Origin of the sequence: Marisediminicola antarctica (assembly GCF_009930795.1) — a bacterium.
Lineage (GTDB): Bacteria > Actinomycetota > Actinomycetes > Actinomycetales > Microbacteriaceae > Marisediminicola > Marisediminicola antarctica.
The window spans coordinates 2,635,465-2,651,796 of record NZ_CP017146.1 but is presented as its reverse complement, the minus strand read 5'-3'; the positions used below and the strand labels follow the sequence as shown (position 1 = coordinate 2,651,796).

Sequence of the window (16,332 nt, the reverse complement as noted above, 5' to 3'; positions counted from 1 at the left end):
CGACTACTTGTTCAGTACGTACTTCTGTATAGCCAGCACGGCCGCGCCGCGGCACCACTCGGTGTTGTCGCCGGAGGTCGCGAACAAGTCGATCGGAGACGCTCGTGGGTCCCTGTGCGCACTGATTCCTTCGTCGATGGCGGCCGCGGCAACCTCGACGAGGCGCACCCCCTCGCCGCCCAGAATGATTCTCTTCGGCATAGTCAGGTTGGCGATCGCGGCAAGGAGAGTTCCAAGTCCTGCACCTGCCTCGTCAACGATTCGCCGAGCAGCTGGTTCCCCCGCCTCGGCGAGATCGAGGGCGTCGTCGTACGACACGGTGCGACCCAGCGCATTCGACACGTTGCGCACTATCGCGCCCTGCTCGAGAACACTCTTGGCGCATCCGCGGTGACCCGCCGGACAGACGGAACCGAAGGGGTCGAGTGGCCAGTGGCCTACAAGCCCGATTCCTGAATCACTGTTCGTCACCAACTCATCGTGAATGACAACCCCGTACCCGATTCCGGCACCGAGAGTCAGAACGGCGAAGTTCTCGAGTCCTTTACCGGCCCCGAACCAATGCTCGTACTCGGTGAAGGCGACGAGGTCGTTGTCGATCACGGTCGGTATCCCGGTGGCCGCTTGAACGAGTGCGCCAATTGGCACGTCGGTCCATTCAAGGAACGGTGCGCTCTCAACCGTGCCGCCGGGCCCGACCAAACCGCCGAGGCCGATACCGAGCGCGGTGACAGAGGGCACGGTTCGTGCCAGCTCCCACGCGAGGCCGGCGATGACGGCCGTCACCGCGGCGGGGTCCCTTGTGGACAGACGCGCGGACCGCTGGTGAAGGACGCTTGCGCGAAGGTCCGTCACGACCGCCAGCACGTCGGTCGCGGTGATTTTCATTCCGATGAAATGCCGGGACGGCGCGATGATATCGAGCAGGGTCGAGGGACGGCCGGCGCGTCCGTCGGCGCGTTCACCGACCTCGATGAGAAGACCGCCGTCAATCAGAGGTGTGCTCAGTCGAGTCAGCGAGCCTCCGGACAAGTCGAGCCGGCGAGCAATGTCGCTCCGAGAGATGGGGCCATTGAGCAGGACTTCGAGCGCGACGGCCAGAGATGCGCCACCTTCGCGAGTCCAGGACTGATCCTTCACCGGCACGAGGACCCCTTTCTTCGTCGTCGAATCCCCTCAACCTTAGCGTTTATTTCTTTTGCTGAGGAAGCAAATCGCCGACATTCGTCAGGTGTCAGGTCATATTTGACAGTGGATTACCTTTGGCGTAGAACTAATTCATCACGACATGGGTGGCTCTACCTCCGAGTCAACATGTTCACACCATTGAGGAGAACAGCAATGAAGCGTTCAACCATCATCGCGGTGGCAGTCGCCGCGACCGTCGCCGTGTCAGCTGCGGGCTGCTCGACAGCATCAGAGGCGGAAGGCACCGCTGATGATCCGGTCACCCTCACGTTCTGGGGTGCGTACGGAAACGGCGGTAACTCCACGCAGGCTGAAGTGCTCAACGACACGCTGATCCCGTCGTTCGAGAAAGCCAATCCCGAAATCAAGGTCGAGTATGTCGACATCCCGTACGACGATCTACTCAAGAAGCTGACGACGAGCGCCGCAGGCGACGAGCTGCCGGACCTAGTCCGTGCCGACCTCGGATGGGTACCGAAATTCGCCGACCTCGGCGTTCTGGTTGCGCTATCCGACGAAATGGACAACTTCCAGGAGCTCGCAGACGCCACGTACCCGGGCGTCCTGTCGACCAACCTGTACGACGGCAAGTACTACGGACTGCCCTTGGACACCAACACCCGCGTCTTGATCACCAGCCAGGAGGCACTCGACGCGCAAGGCCTCGACGCACCGCCGGCCACCTTCGAGGAGTTCGCAGCCGGTGCCGATGCCCTGTCCGACTCGGGCATGCAGGTGTTCGCCGACGGTGGCCTGGGCGCGTGGAATATCTCTCCGTGGATCTGGTCCGGCGGCGGCGCAATCACGGACGACGAGGTCACCACATCCACCGGATACCTCGACAGTGACGAGTCTGTGGCAGCCGTGCAGATGCTCGTCGACCTCTACGCGAACGACCAGATCTCAAATGGAATCATCGGCAACGCCGGTGCCACCTCGACATCTGAGGGGCTTCCTGGCGGCAACTACGCGAACATTCTCGATGGACCGTGGATGAATGGAATCTGGAGCGAACAGTTCCCGGAATTCACGCCCATCTACGCTCCCATGCCAGCGGGTGATGGTGGCTCGGTCAGTGTCGTCGGCGGCGAAGACATAGTGCTGACCTCTACCTCCGAGCACAAGGACGCGGCGATGAAGTTCATCGAGTTCACGCAGTCCGAGGAGTTCCAGATGGCACTGGTCCCCACCGGACAGCTGACTGTCATCAGCGCGCTCGGTGACCAGCAGGTCGAGCTTCTTCCTTATCTCGAGCTGTTCACCGACCAGCTCGCGACGGCCAAGGCCCGAGTGGCGATCCCGCAGGCCTCTGAGGTCGACACCATCCTGAACGAAGCACTCGTACCTGCCTTCGAAGGCACCGTAACGGTGCGGGATGCACTCACCAGCGCAGCACAGAAGATCGACGAGCTCCTGGCAGAAGAGTAACCATGACTGTTCTCCGTTCGGGCGAACGGGTCAGCGCTGGCGTGGCGGAGGTCCTCTCCGCCACGCCAGCACCACCCAGCCGATCGCGGCGGATGTCTCGCCGCCGCGCGGCTACGGCTGCAACGCCCTACCTCTTTCTCGCGCCTGGACTGGTGCTGTTCGCAGTCACGGTGCTCTATCCCACGCTCCAAGCGTTCCAGATGAGCTTCTTCGACTGGAAGATCGTCGGCTCGGCGACGAGCGAGTTCCTGGGCCTCGACAACTACGCACGCGCATTCACAGACGATCACTTCTGGCTCGCATTGAGCAACAGCGGCATCTACATGGTGCTCACCGTCGCACCGCAGATCGTCATCGGGCTCGGGCTCGCGCTACTCATCCAGAAGAAGAGCCCTACCCAACCGCTGTTCCGAGTGCTGTTCTACCTGCCGGTCGTGACGAGCTGGGTAGTCGTCTCGTTTCTCTTCAAGTTTCTCTTCTCTGACGGCGGCCTGATCAACTTCGCGCTGGGAGATCTCCTGCACGTCACCAACGGAGACACGGCATGGCTCGCCGACCGGTGGACGGGTCTGATTGCGATCTGCGCACTCGGGGTGTGGAAGGGGATCGGCTGGTCGATGATGATCTTTCTCGCTGCCCTCCAAGGGGTGCCGCAGGCACTCATTGAAGCCGCGAACATGGACGGCGCCAATCGGTGGCAGCGATTCAAAGTCGTCACCGTGCCAGCAATTTGGCCGGCCATTCTGTTTGTCACGGTGATGCTCGTGATCGGTGGATTCAATGTATTCATCTCCGTTTACCTCATGACCGGCGGGGGACCCGCGGGTCGAACTGACGTTTTGCTGACCTACATGTACGAACAAGCATTCAACAACTTGGACTTCGGCTACGGCTCCGCGATCGCGGTGATCTTGACGATCATGGTGTTTATGCTCTCAGTCGTTCAGATGAAGGTCTTCCGTGACCGCAACGGTGGAGGTGCACAGTGAGAAAGCGAAATGCCGCCGCAGGAAACGCGCTGCGAATTGTTGTCCTGTCGATCCTGGCTATCATCATGGTCATTCCGTTCCTCTACATGCTCTCGACCTCGTTCAAGGAACAGACGTTCGTCTTCACCAACCCTCCGCAGTTCATCCCCGATCCGGCAACGACCGCGAACTATGAGCAGGCAATCGAGTCCTCGGATTTCGTCAGGTACTTTCTGAACTCGTTGGTTGTTGCCGTGATCGCGACCGGGCTGTCTTTGCTGGTCAGCTCGATGATGGCCTACGCCTTCGCGCGGTTCCAGTTCCGGTTCAAGGAGATCCTGTTTCGAGTCCTCCTGCTCGGTCTGATGATCCCGGCGATCATGTTGATCATTCCGCAATTCATTCTCGCGAAGAACCTGAACCTCCTGGACTCTCTGCTCGGGCTGATCTTGTTCTATGTCGCAGGCTCGCTCGCCCTGAACACGTTTCTGCTGAGGGGGTTCTTCGAGTCGATTCCTGCCGAGTTGGATCAGGCTATGCAGGTTGACGGGGCCAACGCCTGGCTTCGCTATTGGAAGCTCGCGCTTCCGCTGGCGAAACCCGGCCTTGCAACCGCAACCATCTTCACCTTCCTCGCTTGCTGGGATGAGTTCACGATCGCTCTGACCCTCACCAACTCGCCCGAGAACCGAACGCTGCCGATCGCAATTCAGCTGTTCGCCGGCCAGGGAAACAACGCGGTGCAGTGGGGCCTCGTCTTTGCCGCCTCCATGATCGCGGTCGTCCCCGTCATCATCGTGTTCCTCGTATTCCAACGCTATTTCGTGCAGGGCCTCACATCAGGAGCAGTAAAAGGATGAGTGAACTTCTTCCAGCCAAATCGACCTTCACTCCAGAAGAACACGTCGAGATCGAGATTCGGGGAGCTGCGACGAGCGGCACGGTTCGCGTGTGGTACCTGGGTGAAGTGGTGCGCGAATTCGATCACAACGGCTCCAGCGTCATTCCCGTTGGGGTTCTCCCAGCTGGCGGGTACGGCGTTGAGTTCTCGACCGGTTCGGCGTCAATCCGAACAGCTCTTCAGGTCGCCGCCACCGATACGGTGCGCCTCCGCTATGGCTTCGTCGTCGATTACTCTCCCGCTCGCGACCTGCAGGGGGTGGCTGACACGGTGCGCCGTCTTCACCTCACGGGCGTGCAGTTCTACGACTGGGCATACCGGCATGCATCGCTTCTCGGCGGCGGTGAAAACTACACCGACGCGTTGGACCAGCCGATTTCGCTTGCGACTGTTCGAAGTCTCGTCGACGCCGTGCAGCAGGCAGGAGCGAAAGCGCTTGGCTACGCGGCAGTGTACGCAGTCGGCCCCCAGGAATGGGGCAATTGGGAGCACCAGGCGCTGCTGAACGGTGCAGAAGCGCCCTACGGTCTGGGCGACTTCCTGTGTCTCGTCGACCCTGCGGCAGAAGACTGGCTGGGTCACTTCGTCGGAGAGCTGGACGCATCGGTGAAGTCCGTCGGGTTCGACGGGTTCCATCTCGACCAGTACGGGTACCCCAAGGTCGCCCGTCGCCCGGATGGAACCGTCGTCGACGTCGCCAGTTCCTTTGCCACCATGATCCAAGGGGTGAGAGACGAACTGCCCGACGCCACCCTGGTTTTCAACAACGTCAATGATTTCCCGACCTGGGTCACCGGATCCTCGCCCCAGGATGCGGTCTACATCGAATTGTGGTCGCCTCAGGAGACGCTCGGTTCGCTCGGCTCTACCGTGGCGCGGGCGAAGTCGGTCGCCGGCTCAAAGCCCGTGGTCATCGCCGCGTACCAGCACGTATATGACTCGGCGTCAGCCGAAGAGGCCGATCGCGCAACCGGACTGACGATGGCGACCCTCTATTCCCATGGTGCTACCCACCTGCTCGCGGGTGAGGCAGACCGCATCCTGGTCGACCCCTACTACGTGCGAAATCACACGATCGAGCTGTCCACGGCGGATCTACTCAAGCGGTGGTACGACTTCTTGGTCGAGCACGATGAACTGCTGCTCGACCCGAGCATCGTTGACGTCACGGGCGCCACCGTTGGCGAGTACAACGACGACACCGATGTCACCTTTGACTCCGCCGTGGTCGGCGAGACGGCCCAGGCAGGGCAGGTGTGGCGACGAGTCACCGAGTCCAACGGTCGACGGATTGTCCACCTCATCAATCTGGTCGGCCAGACGGATTCCCTGTGGGACGCCCCCCGCAATGCCATGACGAACATCGGCGGGGGCAAGCTCAAGATCCGTCGGATTCCCGGATGCCGACCCCGGGTCCAGGTTGCCGACCCCGATGGAGCAGGACGCCTGATCGACGTCGAGGTGACGGTGGACGGCGAATTTGCTTTCGCGGATCTTCCGCCCCTGTCACTGTGGCAGCTCGTACTGATTGACCCTACGAACCAAGGCGGAGAAGACAATGACCGTAGTTGAAACCAGGAACGGCATTGCCACCTCCAATGCCGAATGGTGGCGGAGCGCTGTCGTGTACCAAGTGTACCCGAGGAGCTTTGCAGACAGCGATGGAGACGGGATCGGAGACCTGCTCGGCATTCGAAGCCGCCTCGACTATCTTCAGAACCTCGACGTCGATGTCATTTGGCTCTCCCCGATCTACTGCTCCCCGCAGGATGACAACGGATACGACATCAGTGACTACGAGGCCATTGATCCCGTGTTCGGTACGTTGGACGACTTCGACAATCTCCTCGCAGACGTCCATTCCCGTGGAATGAAACTCGTGATGGACCTCGTTGTCAATCACACCTCAGACGAGCACCCGTGGTTCGTCGAAAGCGCGTCGTCCCGGGAGAACCCCAAGCGCGACTGGTACGTCTGGCGTGACCAACCCAATAACTGGGAGTCCTTCTTCTCGGGGTCGGCCTGGCAGTGGCACGACGAGACGGAACAGCACTTCCTCCACCTTTTCTCGAGGAAGCAGCCCGACCTCAACTGGGAGAACGGCGACGTCCGTCAATCCATCTACGCGATGATGCGCTGGTGGCTGGACCGTGGTGTCGATGGGTTCCGCATGGACGTCATCAACCTCATCTCGAAGGACCCCGGCCTCCCCAACGGAAAACCCATAGCTGGAACTCCGTTCGGTGACGGCTTCCCCCACTTCAGCTACGGGCCACGAGTGCACGAGTATCTGCAAGAAATGAACGAGTCTGTATTCGGCGGACGCTCGGGCACCTATCTGACGGTCGGCGAGATGCCGGGAGTGACCGTCGAGCAGGCGCAGCGGTTCACGGATCCAGCGCGCGGCGAAGTGAACATGGTCTTCCAATTCGAGCATGTGGGTCTGGATCATGGTCCGAGCGGCAAGTGGGAGGCACGCACGCTCGACTTGGTCGAGCTTAAAGAATCGATGGCGAAGTGGCAGCAGGGCCTCGGTGACGTCGGCTGGAACAGCCTGTATTGGAACAACCACGACCAGCCGAGAGCGGTGAGCCGATTCGGTGACGACGGCGAGCACCGCGAGAAGTCGGCGCAGGCCCTCGGCGCCATTCTGCATCTGCAAAGAGGGACCCCCTTCGTTTACCAGGGCGAAGAGCTGGGCATGACGAATGTGCATGCGCTCAGCATCGACCACGTGAGCGATATCGAGTCGCTGAACTTCTACCAATCGGCACTCGCCGCAGGAACATCCCAGGAGTCGGCGATGGCGTCGATCCAGCGCATTGGCAGAGACAACGCACGAACGCCAATGCAGTGGGGCCCGACCGGCGGTTTCAGCGACGGCGAACCCTGGATCGCTCTCAACCCAAACACGACTGTGGTGAACGCTGCGGCGCAGGTGGGAGTCGAAGGCTCGGTGTTCGAGTTCTACCGGACTCTGATCGCTCTGCGTCACGAGGTCCCAGCGGTGGTCCATGGCGACTTCAGGTTGGTCGAGCCACTCCACCCCACGCTCTTCGCCTTCGAACGGCGCTTCTCCGGCACGCTACTCACCGTCGCAGCGAACTTTGGAACTGCTCCCCTCAGCTATCCGATAGCCGGCGAGTGGCTATTGGGCAACTACGAGCAAGCCGAAGGGCCGCTTCGTCCCTGGGAGGTACGAATTTACCGTCAGGATGTCGAGTAGCCGCGTCGCTGCGTGCGGCATATTCCCGCCCCGGAAGTGTTGCAAGCGCTGGGATTCACCCGAAACCCATCGACGCCAGCCCTCGTCCGTCCATGTGCGACCGCCTGTCAACGCCCTTCTCGAGCCTTGTCCCACGGGAGAGGATCGGGCTACGACTGCAGCCGTCGCGGCAGGAACAACCGCTCCTCGCCAGTCGGCTGCGCACGGGTGAAGGAAGAGGCGATGATGAATCTTTTTGACGGAAAGTCGGCGTTGGTCACGGGCGGAGGGTCGGGCATCGGCAAGGCTGTCGCCTTCGCGCTCGCGAGGCACGGCGCGAACGTGGTCGTCAACGACCTGAAGCAGGATGTCGCGCAGTCGGTCGTTGACGAGATCACTGACGCAGGAGGGAAAGCCGTCGCGGTGGCCGGTGACGTCGGCAAAGCGGGTGACGTCAAGGCCGCCGTCGACACGGCGGTAGCGGAGTTCGGGGGATTGAACCTGGCGTTCAACAACGCGGGCATAGGCGGACCTCAGGGACCCATCCACGACATCGACATCGACGAATACCTGACGCTGATGGATGTCAATCTGCACTCGGTGTTCTATGGCATGAAGTACGAGATCCCGCCGATGCTTGAAGCCGGCGGCGGAGCGATCGTCAACATGTCGTCGATCCTGGGCCTGGTCGGCGAGCCGGTGGCGATCCCCTACACCGCAGCGAAGCACGGGGTTACGGGTATGACCAAGGCCGCCGCGATCTCGTACGCGGGCCAGGGCATCCGAATCAACTCAATTCATCCCGGCTATATCGACACCCCGCTGCTCGAAGGCGCGCCTCAGGAAATGCGCGACGGGCTCGTCGCCCTCCATCCGATCGGCCGGTTGGGAACGGCGGAGGAGGTCGCCGAAGTGGTGCTGTTCCTGCTGTCGGATGCCGCGAGTTTCGTCACGGGGTCGCAATACCTGGTCGATGGGGGCTACACGAGCCGGTAACGAGCGTGGGTCAGCTACGTCGCAGTAGTCAGAACGCCCGCACGGTGAGGCGCAGGTGGTGATCGCGCTGCTCGAGTTCGCGGGCCACGCGGTAGCGGCGTTGTTGTTCCTCGCGAGTTAGCCGCGCGCGGTCGGCCCGGCGTTGTGCCCAGGTCAGCGCGGCGAGGCTCACGCGCATGACCAGAAGATCGATGACGTGATCACGCGCGTGCGGCACCCCGAAGGGGCCCGTGGCGGTCACATCCCGCTCGCATGCCTCCTTATTGCCTGGGGTGACGATCGCCATCCCGTGGGTGCGCGGTTGGAGTGTGGAGGTCATGATTCATCTTTCTCTCGGGGGTAAGCGACGGGCTCGGCGACGGGCTCGGTGAGAGCTCCGTCGAGCACCGGAAACGCATTGAAGTGGATCTGCACCGGGCGGGATCCGGGCGGGGTCTTGTCGCGGTAGGGCTCGAGCGTCTTCTTCGCCCAGGCATCCCATGATTCGGCGATTTCGGCGAGTTGCTCGGCCGTCACACGCAGGTTGGCCGTCGCGACTGTGCTTGCCTCTACCCATGAGCCCGGCAGGACGTCGAAGCCGCGCCCGATGAAGTCGTCGAGCAGCGCCGACCGGTTGCGTTCCCACTGGCGCAGTACCGCCATGGTGGCGGCTCGGCCGGCGGGGGAGTCTCCGATCTCGCTCGGTGAGAGCGTCACGCCGCCGGGCATCCGTTCCCACCAGCGATCACGCGCGGTTCCACGACCCTCAACTTCTCGCACGAAGCCATGCCGTTCCAGCTGACGCAGGTGATAGCTGGTCGAACCACTCGACTCGCCCAATCGCTCAGCGAGACCACTTGCGGTTGCGGGGCCATGCACCGAGAGAGCGTCGAAGATCTCTACGCGCAGCGGGTGCGCGAGGCCCTTCAGTCCCGCAAGGTCGAGCTTTCGCTCCGGATGCTTCTTCTCTTCGGCCATGCCGACAATTTAGCACTGCAAAGATTACTTTGCAAATGTTCCTTTGCGCTTAGGGACGACCGAACCGTTCCCGAACTACGGGGGACAGGCGTGAGAATCGAGCACCTATCGCGTGTATCGTGTCAGTGATATGCCACATATTTGAACGCAGGCGGATGCCCGGAACACGGGCGCCGCTGGCCGACGACAACGCAAGGGGCTCGGACCAATGAAGATCACGGCCATTGACTGCTTCGGCTACTCCCTGAACTATGCACACGGCGAGTACGTCATGTCGGGGAGCCGCGCGGCGACGTCGGAGGTCGGCACGCTCGTGCGCGTGCGCACCGACGAGGGGCTCGAAGGCTGGGGCGAGATCACGCCCCTGGGCGACCTGTACCTGCCGACCTACTGGGCCGAAGTGCGCGCCGCGCTGCACACGCTCGCGCCCCGCCTGATCGGCGCCGACCCCACCAACCTCTCCGGCATCCATCGAATCATGAACGGCACACTCCTCGGCGGCGGCTTTGCGAAGTCCGCCATCGATGTGGCCTGCTGGGATCTGCTCGGAAAGGCGGCCGGTCTGCCCGTCTCGGTGCTTCTCGGCGGCGTACTACAAGAAGACTTCCCGCTCTACGAGGCCGTTCCCCTGCGAACGCCGGGTGAGATGGCGGCGTTCGTCTCGGAGCGTCAGGATGCCGGCATCCACCGCTTCCAGCTCAAGGTGGGAGGCAACCCCCACGACGACATCGCCAGAACAGGCGCGGTCGTCGATGTCGCGGATCGGGACACGCTGATCGTCGCCGATTCCAACGGGGGCTGGAACCTGCGTGCAGCACAGATCGCGGTGCGGGGACTCGCCGACTTCCCGATCTACATCGAGCAGCCGTGTCGATCAACCGAAGACAGCATCTTCGCCATGCGGCACTCCGCCCTGCCGCTCGTGCTCGACGAATCGATCCTCACCCAGCAGGACGTATTCCATGCGAAGAATGTTGCGGGAGCAGTATCGATCAACATCAAGATCAGCCGTGTCGGTGGGCTCACCCAAGCGGCACGCATGCGCGACCTCATGCAGGAGCTCGACCTGATGGTGTCGGTCGAAGACGCCTGGGGAGGCGACATCGTTACTGCCGCGGTGAGCCACCTCGCCGCCAGCACCAGGCCGGAGAACTTTCAGAACGCCTCGTTCATGAACGACTGGACGGATGGTCACGTCGCCGGGTACGCCCCACGCTCTGTCGGTGGTCGCGGCTCCGCCCCGACCGGCCACGGGTTGGGCATCGAGGTGAACGCCGAAGGACTGGAGGTCGTGTTCAGTGTGACGGATGGCGCGCGGTAGCGCTTGTGATGATTGCCGCTTATGGGCGCTGAATCCTGAGACCGCGGTTACCGGTGTCAGCGATCGGGCAGTTGTCTTGTACAGTTGACCAAATCAAGGGGAGTACTCCCGTCTGCGGTCGGCCCGTCAATACGAATGCATTGTTGCATTCCGGGCCGCCGGTTCTGATGTGATCAGAGCGGAGGAGACCTTGGCGCCCTATTCACGCCAATCCCTCTGGAGCTCCTCATGCAGATCACACCCCTGATCTGGATCATCACCATCGCCGTGACGATCGCCTTCTGCGTGTACGAGTTCTACGCGCACGTGCGCACGCCGCACGCGCCCACCATCGGTGAGTCGGCCCGCTGGTCGGCGTTCTACATCGGTCTCGCGCTGCTGTTCGGCGTCGGCGTCGGTGTGACCTCCGGATGGACCTTCGGTGGGGAGTACTTCGCCGGCTACCTCACCGAGAAGGCACTCTCGATCGACAACCTCTTCGTTTTCCTGCTGGTCATGAGCGCGTTCGCGGTGCCGAAGATCTACCAGCAGAAGGTGCTGATGATCGGCATCGTCATCGCGCTCATCCTCCGTGGCGGATTCATTGCCATCGGCGCGGCACTGATCGAGAACCTGTCGTGGATCTTCTACATCTTCGGCGCACTGCTGCTCGTGTTGGCCTACCGGCAGGCATTCTCGAACCACGAAACTGACCCGGCCAACAACCGCTTGATGCGCTTCGTGCGACGCCACGTTGCCGTGACTGACGAGTACCACGGAGACAAGCTCACCGTGAAGAAGAACGGCAAGCGGTTCATCACGCCAATGCTGCTCACCATCGTCGCCATCGGCTTCGTCGACCTGATCTTCGCGGTCGACTCCATCCCCGCCATTTATGGGCTCACGAGCGAGCCGTACATCGTGTTCGTGGCGAACGCGTTCGCGCTCATGGGGCTGCGGCAGCTCTTCTTTCTCATCGGCGGGCTGCTCGAGCGCTTGGTCTACCTCGCGCAGGGTCTCGCGGTCATCCTGGCCTTCATTGGCGTGAAGCTCGTCTTCCACGCCCTTCATGTGAACGAGCTGCCGTTCATCAACGGCGGCCAGCCGCTCCTGTGGGTCCCCGAGATCCCGATCTCGTTCTCCCTGCTCTTCATCGGCGCCACGATTACCGTGGCCACCGTCGCGAGCCTGCTCAAGACCCGTGGAGACAGCTCGCGTTCGGGCACACCCACGCCGATTGACCACTCAACCCGGAAGGAACACTCCAAGTGAGCATGTTCTCCAAACTCACCGGCTTCGCTCAGAGGGCCCTCGACTCATACGGCCGCCCGGACGAGCCACGCGCGCACTCTCCGCAGCCTCGTCGACCCGATTCCGCCGCGACATCCGGGGCGATCGACAACGCCGATCGGGCGGCGATCGCTCGCTACGACTACCTCCTGCAAACCGCCGACCCGCACCAGATCGAGCAGGTGCACCGCGAGGCATTCGAGCGCCTCACCCCACCGCAGCGCAATCAGATCCAACAGCGGATGCGCGCAGAACTCCCCGCCCACGAGCGTCCCGGCACCTCAGGTGCCAACGACCTCGCACGTGCGGCCGCCCGAACGGAGGCCAGCCGCCCCGGCACCCTCCAAGGCCTCCTCGCCCGCGCCGGAGGACACAATGCGCGCTCGGCCGGCGGCATCGGCGGTGGAGCGCTTTTGGGCGGCGCGGCCGCGGGAGCGGGACTAGCCGCAGGCGGTGTTCTTGCCGCGGTTGCCGGCGGAGCCGTCGTCAGCTCCGTCGCTGGCCCCCTCCTCGAGCAAGCGGCGAACTTCGGAGTCGATTTCGACGCCCTGGCGAGCGGCATCGACCTCGAGGGCCTCACCGGGGGCATGGGCGAGTTGGCGGCCAGCGCGGGCGAAACCGTCTCGGGCTTGGGAGATCAGCTGAGCGAATTCGGATCCGATTTCAACCTTCCTGGGCTCGGTGACTTTTTCGGCCGCTGAGCGTACACATGCGATGGCGGGTCTCGGCGATGGCCACGAATCCTCGCGCTCCATCGAGTCGGCTCTGTCCCCTGTGGACGTAGTTGCGACCCCGGAATCGTGACAGGGCCTCCGACCGAGTCGCGATGGCCAGCGCCCACAACCTGCTTGAAATGCAAGGCTCCTCTCGCCTAAAATTCTGAGTTCCTGCCACAAGCACAACGACATCGGAGGAGTCCTCCCACAACGGAGAGCGACGGAAAGGCCTGACCATGAGTTCACAGAACGAGGATCGAACAGTCCAGTCCGACAGCGATAACAGTGAGACGAACGCCCGCCGGCGCGAACGACGCATGTACCTGATTTTCGGTGCCATGATCGCCACCTCCACCGTGGTGATGTTCGTGCTCACCTATACCAATTCGTTCAGCATTGACCACGTGCGTTGGAGCGAGGAACGCGTCTACATGGCCCTGCTGATGGGCGCCGCCATGGCGATCATCATGTTGAGCTTCATGTGGGCGATGATGTACAAAAACGTCAAGATCAACGTCGCGATCATCCTGGGCGCACTGGTTTTGGGAAGCGTGGCGCTCGGCCTGTCCCGGTCGCAGGTGTTCGTGGACGACCAGGCGTACATGAAGGGCATGATCCCACACCACTCGATCGCGATCCTGACCAGCGAACGCGCCGACATCGACGACGTCCGGGTCCGCGAACTCGCGGATGACATCATCGAGGCGCAGCGCAAGGAGATCGCCGAGATGACCTGGCTCATCGAAGACATCGAGGAGAACGGCGTAGTCACGACGCCGGACGAGGCTGACGAGCGACCCGTTCCGGAGTTCGAGGCGAGCCCCTAGCCGACTACAGGCCACCTGTGATTCGGTTTATCTCGGGATGGCTCCCGTCGCGCCCGGCAAGGGCGCATCCGGATGCGCCGTCTCGCGCCGATTCCGGATGACGATGAGCGTGATTCCCACGGCGGCGGCGATGACGGCGGTGATGATGTTCGCCTTGATGCCGAAGACCTCCAGTTCGGTCGGGTCGAGGCGGAACGACTCAAACCAGGCCCGACCGATGCCGTACCAGATCAGGTAGGTGCCGAGCGCGACTCCGCTGCCGATTGCTTTGTGTCGCGACGCGAGCAGAATCACGCCGACGCCGATGAGGTTCCACAACAGTTCGTAGAGGAACAGGGGGTGGAACAGGGTGTCTGCCGCAAGCCCAGGCGGAAAAGCGGGGCTGGTCTGGTCGATCTGCAACCCCCAGGGCAGCGTCGTCGGTGAGCCGAACAGTTCTTGGTTGAAGTAGTTCCCGAGTCGTCCGATTGCCTGCGCCAGCAGCAGTCCGGGAACAAGGGCGTCGGCGTAGACGAGGAACGGGATTCCGGCACGCCTCGTTCCGATGTAGATGCCGATGGCGCCGAAGGTCACGGCACCGAAAATCGCGATGCCGCCTTCCCAGATGTAGAGCGTTCTCAGCAAATCTGCGCCGGGGAAGAAATAGTCGGCCGGATGGGTCAGCACGTGATAAATCCGAGCGCCAACGATTCCGAAAACGACTGCCCACATCACGACATCCACGGCCGCCTCGCTGTCGGCGCCGGCCTTCTTCAACCGGCGAGATGTGATCCAGGCTGCCGCCACAATGCCGGCAAGGATGAACAAGGCGTAGAAACGGATGCGGACCGGCCCCAGATCGAAGTAGCTGATGTCAGGGCTGGGGATCAGAAACGGAAGCATCGTCATCGTTCCACCACCGCCAGCCAGGTGGCACCGAAGTCGTCGCTGGTGACGATGCCTCGCGCATCCGCCACGAGCAGCACGGGTTGCGGGACGGGGGAGTAGGCCATGGCCTCGGCATCGCCGGAGACCGACCCTCTTTTCTGCCAGTCCTCGGCGCCGATCCTCGTCCACACGGTTCCGTCAGGGTCGATTCCGACTAGTCCGTCAGCCGACGGGCCGTCGACCCAATCGATGAGGTACATCACCGGCGCGTCGGGATCGACCTCGAAGGTTGCGCCGTCATCGTCGCTCACCGCGAGGCCTTGCTCGGTGGTCGCATACACGGTGCCGGATGCTGGGTCAGCAGTGAGATCGCGCATGATGACGTCCGCGCCCGAGTGCCAGGTCACTCCTCCGTCAGTGCTGGTCGTTATCTGTCCGGTGCGGGCATCGACGGCATAGACGCTCAGGGCGCCTGCTGCGTCACGGACCACCTCGATGTCATGGAAGTCGGCTTCGCCGCCGAGCGACAGTGTCTGCCAGGTCTGGGCGCTGTCATTACTCGTGATGAAACCGAGGTTCGGGGTGGCGGACTGTTCAGCGGGATCGGGGTGTCCAGATCCGAACATCTGCCGCCCATCGATCGTGAACCCCATCGTGTCCTGGGCCCGACCGGCAATCGGATCACCGAGGTCGGCGGCCGCGATCGGGGTGGCACCGGCAGGGGGAAGCTCGAACAGGCCACCGTGGGTCGCGGCATAGGCGACACCGGTCACAGAGTCGACGCCGAGACCGTGGACATGTCCGAATACCGCGGGCTGGGACTGTGGCGGCATCTCAGAATCGGGCGCGCCCGCACCAGGAGGATTCGAACCGGTGCAGGCCGTGAGCGAGAGAGTGATTACGCCGATTGCGGCGACGCGCGTGGTAAGCGAGCTAGTGAATGGTCGTGGTGCTGTGGATTTCATTGTCATCCTTGGGAATCGACGCACCGTGATGCGTGCGGACTGCGAGGGAGGGGTCGCCGCGTGCTGAATCACGGCGACCCCGATGCGGCGTCGGAACTCGACGCGGGCGCTTACAGCGTCGCGAGAATCTCGTCCATCAGCTCGAGCTCGGCGTTCTGGTCGTCGATGATCTTCTGGGCGAGAGCCGTGGCATCCGGATCCTCGCCCTCATCAACCTGCACCTGCGCCATCTCCACCGCGCCCTCGTGGTGCACGGTCATCTGCTCGAGGAACAGCCGGCTCGCCTCGATACCGGTCGCCGTTTCCAGGTCCGCCATGTCCTGCTCCGACATTGTGCCGGCCATGCCGTCCATGCCGTCCATGCCGTCCATGCCCTCCATCTCGGACGGAGCTTCCCACTGCTCGAGGAAACCGTTCAGCTGCTCGATCTCGGGCCCCTGGGCATCTTTGATGTCCTGCGCGAGTTCGGTGACGCGCGGTTCGATGCCGTCTTTGTCGAGAATCACCTGCGCCATATCGATGGCCTGACTGTGGTGCACGACCATGGATTGAGCGAACGAGACGTCCTGGTCGTTGAACGTCGCGGCGGCGTCGGATGACGATCCGGGGGAGTCGCTTCCGGTGTCCGAGGTGCCCGTAGAACAGGCGCTGAGGGTGAGGGAGGCGGCGAGAACGCCGACGACGGCGAGGAGAATGCGTTTGTTGAACATGTGTGATCGTGCCA

16 protein-coding genes are annotated in these 16,332 nt (G+C 62.6%); 10 read left to right on the top strand and 6 right to left on the bottom strand.

From position 1 onward, the window contains the following. Nucleotides 1–3 precede the first annotated feature (3 nt). Nucleotides 4–1,146, bottom strand: coding sequence for an ROK family transcriptional regulator (locus BHD05_RS12360; RefSeq protein ID WP_161886701.1), 1,143 nt, complete (start codon nt 1,144–1,146; stop codon nt 4–6). A gap of 195 nt (nt 1,147–1,341) precedes the next feature. Here BHD05_RS12360 and BHD05_RS12355 point away from each other — a divergent pair, with 195 nt between their 5' ends. The 6 genes from BHD05_RS12355 to BHD05_RS12330 all read left to right on the top strand — a co-directional run bounded on the left by BHD05_RS12355 (nt 1,342) and on the right by BHD05_RS12330 (nt 8,686). Beyond that, complete coding sequence (locus BHD05_RS12355) at nt 1,342–2,616, top strand: extracellular solute-binding protein (RefSeq protein ID WP_161886700.1); 1,275 nt, start codon at nt 1,342–1,344, stop codon at nt 2,614–2,616. Between the two features lie 2 nt (nt 2,617–2,618). After that, nucleotides 2,619–3,605 carry a carbohydrate ABC transporter permease gene (locus BHD05_RS12350; RefSeq protein WP_161886699.1) on the top strand — a complete coding sequence of 329 codons (987 nt, stop codon included), beginning with the start codon at nt 2,619–2,621 and terminating at the stop codon, nt 3,603–3,605. Continuing rightward, nucleotides 3,602–4,444, top strand: coding sequence for a carbohydrate ABC transporter permease (locus BHD05_RS12345; protein ID WP_202614215.1), 843 nt, complete (start codon nt 3,602–3,604; stop codon nt 4,442–4,444). Before BHD05_RS12350 ends, BHD05_RS12345 begins: the two co-directional genes overlap by 4 nt. Nucleotides 4,445–4,551: 107 nt before the next feature. Then, the gene (locus tag BHD05_RS12340; protein ID WP_236966531.1) at nt 4,552–6,057 is read left to right on the top strand and encodes a glycoside hydrolase family 66 protein; all 1,506 of its coding nucleotides are present in this window, start codon (nt 4,552–4,554) and stop codon (nt 6,055–6,057) included. Next, entirely contained in the window at nt 6,044–7,711 is a 1,668-nt protein-coding gene (locus BHD05_RS12335; RefSeq protein ID WP_161886698.1) for an alpha-glucosidase, read from the top strand. Before BHD05_RS12340 ends, BHD05_RS12335 begins: the two co-directional genes overlap by 14 nt. A gap of 225 nt (nt 7,712–7,936) precedes the next feature. Beyond that, a complete protein-coding gene (locus BHD05_RS12330) occupies nt 7,937–8,686 on the top strand; it encodes an SDR family NAD(P)-dependent oxidoreductase (protein ID WP_161887526.1) in 750 nt (249 codons plus the stop codon). Between the two features lie 28 nt (nt 8,687–8,714). Here BHD05_RS12330 and BHD05_RS12325 read toward each other — a convergent pair whose 3' ends face one another. Both BHD05_RS12325 and BHD05_RS12320 read right to left on the bottom strand, forming a co-directional pair. Beyond that, complete coding sequence (locus BHD05_RS12325; RefSeq protein ID WP_161886697.1) at nt 8,715–9,005, bottom strand: hypothetical protein; 291 nt, start codon at nt 9,003–9,005, stop codon at nt 8,715–8,717. After that, nucleotides 9,002–9,643, bottom strand: coding sequence for a winged helix-turn-helix domain-containing protein (locus BHD05_RS12320; RefSeq protein WP_161886696.1), 642 nt, complete (start codon nt 9,641–9,643; stop codon nt 9,002–9,004). The genes BHD05_RS12325 and BHD05_RS12320 overlap by 4 nt, the downstream gene beginning before the upstream one ends. A gap of 208 nt (nt 9,644–9,851) precedes the next feature. On the opposite strand from BHD05_RS12320, the gene BHD05_RS12315 reads away from it, so the two are divergent. The 4 genes from BHD05_RS12315 (at nt 9,852) to BHD05_RS12300 (ending at nt 13,776) form a co-directional block, all read left to right on the top strand. Beyond that, a complete protein-coding gene (locus BHD05_RS12315; protein ID WP_161886695.1) occupies nt 9,852–10,964 on the top strand; it encodes a mandelate racemase/muconate lactonizing enzyme family protein in 1,113 nt (370 codons plus the stop codon). 228 nt (nt 10,965–11,192) lie between these two features. Then, nucleotides 11,193–12,215, top strand: a complete 1,023-nt coding sequence (locus BHD05_RS12310) for a TerC family protein (protein WP_161886694.1) — start codon at nt 11,193–11,195, stop codon at nt 12,213–12,215. Nucleotides 12,216–12,217: 2 nt separating this feature from the next. Beyond that, on the top strand, nt 12,218–12,934 hold the full coding sequence (locus tag BHD05_RS12305) for a hypothetical protein (protein WP_236966749.1): 717 nt from the start codon (nt 12,218–12,220) through the stop codon (nt 12,932–12,934). Between the two features lie 251 nt (nt 12,935–13,185). Continuing rightward, nucleotides 13,186–13,776: a DUF305 domain-containing protein gene (locus tag BHD05_RS12300; protein WP_202614213.1), complete on the top strand. Its 591-nt coding sequence runs from the start codon at nt 13,186–13,188 to the stop codon at nt 13,774–13,776. A gap of 27 nt (nt 13,777–13,803) precedes the next feature. Here the strand turns inward: BHD05_RS12300 and lgt are convergent, their stop codons facing one another. From lgt to BHD05_RS12285, 3 genes are all read right to left on the bottom strand, one after another. Further along, nucleotides 13,804–14,658 carry a prolipoprotein diacylglyceryl transferase gene (gene lgt / locus BHD05_RS12295; RefSeq protein ID WP_161886692.1) on the bottom strand — a complete coding sequence of 285 codons (855 nt, stop codon included), beginning with the start codon at nt 14,656–14,658 and terminating at the stop codon, nt 13,804–13,806. Between the two features lie 2 nt (nt 14,659–14,660). Then, the gene (locus tag BHD05_RS12290; RefSeq protein ID WP_161886691.1) at nt 14,661–15,476 is read right to left on the bottom strand and encodes a beta propeller repeat protein; all 816 of its coding nucleotides are present in this window, start codon (nt 15,474–15,476) and stop codon (nt 14,661–14,663) included. Nucleotides 15,477–15,718: 242 nt separating this feature from the next. Beyond that, nucleotides 15,719–16,318 (bottom strand): DUF305 domain-containing protein, encoded by a 600-nt coding sequence (locus BHD05_RS12285; RefSeq protein ID WP_161886690.1) that lies wholly within the window; start codon nt 16,316–16,318, stop codon nt 15,719–15,721. Between the last annotated feature and the right edge of the window lie 14 nt (nt 16,319–16,332).

Bases quoted from the DNA above. Each gene is read 5' to 3' on its own strand.
- BHD05_RS12355 (WP_161886700.1), top strand. From the start codon at position 1,342: ATGAAGCGTTCAACCATCATCGCGGTGGCAGTCGCCGCGACCGTCGCC.
- BHD05_RS12350 (WP_161886699.1), top strand. From the start codon at position 2,619: ATGACTGTTCTCCGTTCGGGCGAACGGGTCAGCGCTGGCGTGGCGGAG.
- BHD05_RS12335 (WP_161886698.1), top strand. From the start codon at position 6,044: ATGACCGTAGTTGAAACCAGGAACGGCATTGCCACCTCCAATGCCGAA.
- BHD05_RS12330 (WP_161887526.1), top strand. From the start codon at position 7,937: ATGAATCTTTTTGACGGAAAGTCGGCGTTGGTCACGGGCGGAGGGTCG.
- BHD05_RS12325 (WP_161886697.1), bottom strand. From the start codon at position 9,005: ATGACCTCCACACTCCAACCGCGCACCCACGGGATGGCGATCGTCACC.
- BHD05_RS12320 (WP_161886696.1), bottom strand. From the start codon at position 9,643: ATGGCCGAAGAGAAGAAGCATCCGGAGCGAAAGCTCGACCTTGCGGGA.
- BHD05_RS12315 (WP_161886695.1), top strand. From the start codon at position 9,852: ATGAAGATCACGGCCATTGACTGCTTCGGCTACTCCCTGAACTATGCA.
- BHD05_RS12310 (WP_161886694.1), top strand. From the start codon at position 11,193: ATGCAGATCACACCCCTGATCTGGATCATCACCATCGCCGTGACGATC.
- BHD05_RS12305 (WP_236966749.1), top strand. From the start codon at position 12,218: ATGTTCTCCAAACTCACCGGCTTCGCTCAGAGGGCCCTCGACTCATAC.
- BHD05_RS12300 (WP_202614213.1), top strand. From the start codon at position 13,186: ATGAGTTCACAGAACGAGGATCGAACAGTCCAGTCCGACAGCGATAAC.
- lgt (WP_161886692.1), bottom strand. From the start codon at position 14,658: ATGCTTCCGTTTCTGATCCCCAGCCCTGACATCAGCTACTTCGATCTG.
- BHD05_RS12290 (WP_161886691.1), bottom strand. From the start codon at position 15,476: ATGCCGCCACAGTCCCAGCCCGCGGTATTCGGACATGTCCACGGTCTC.
- BHD05_RS12285 (WP_161886690.1), bottom strand. From the start codon at position 16,318: ATGTTCAACAAACGCATTCTCCTCGCCGTCGTCGGCGTTCTCGCCGCC.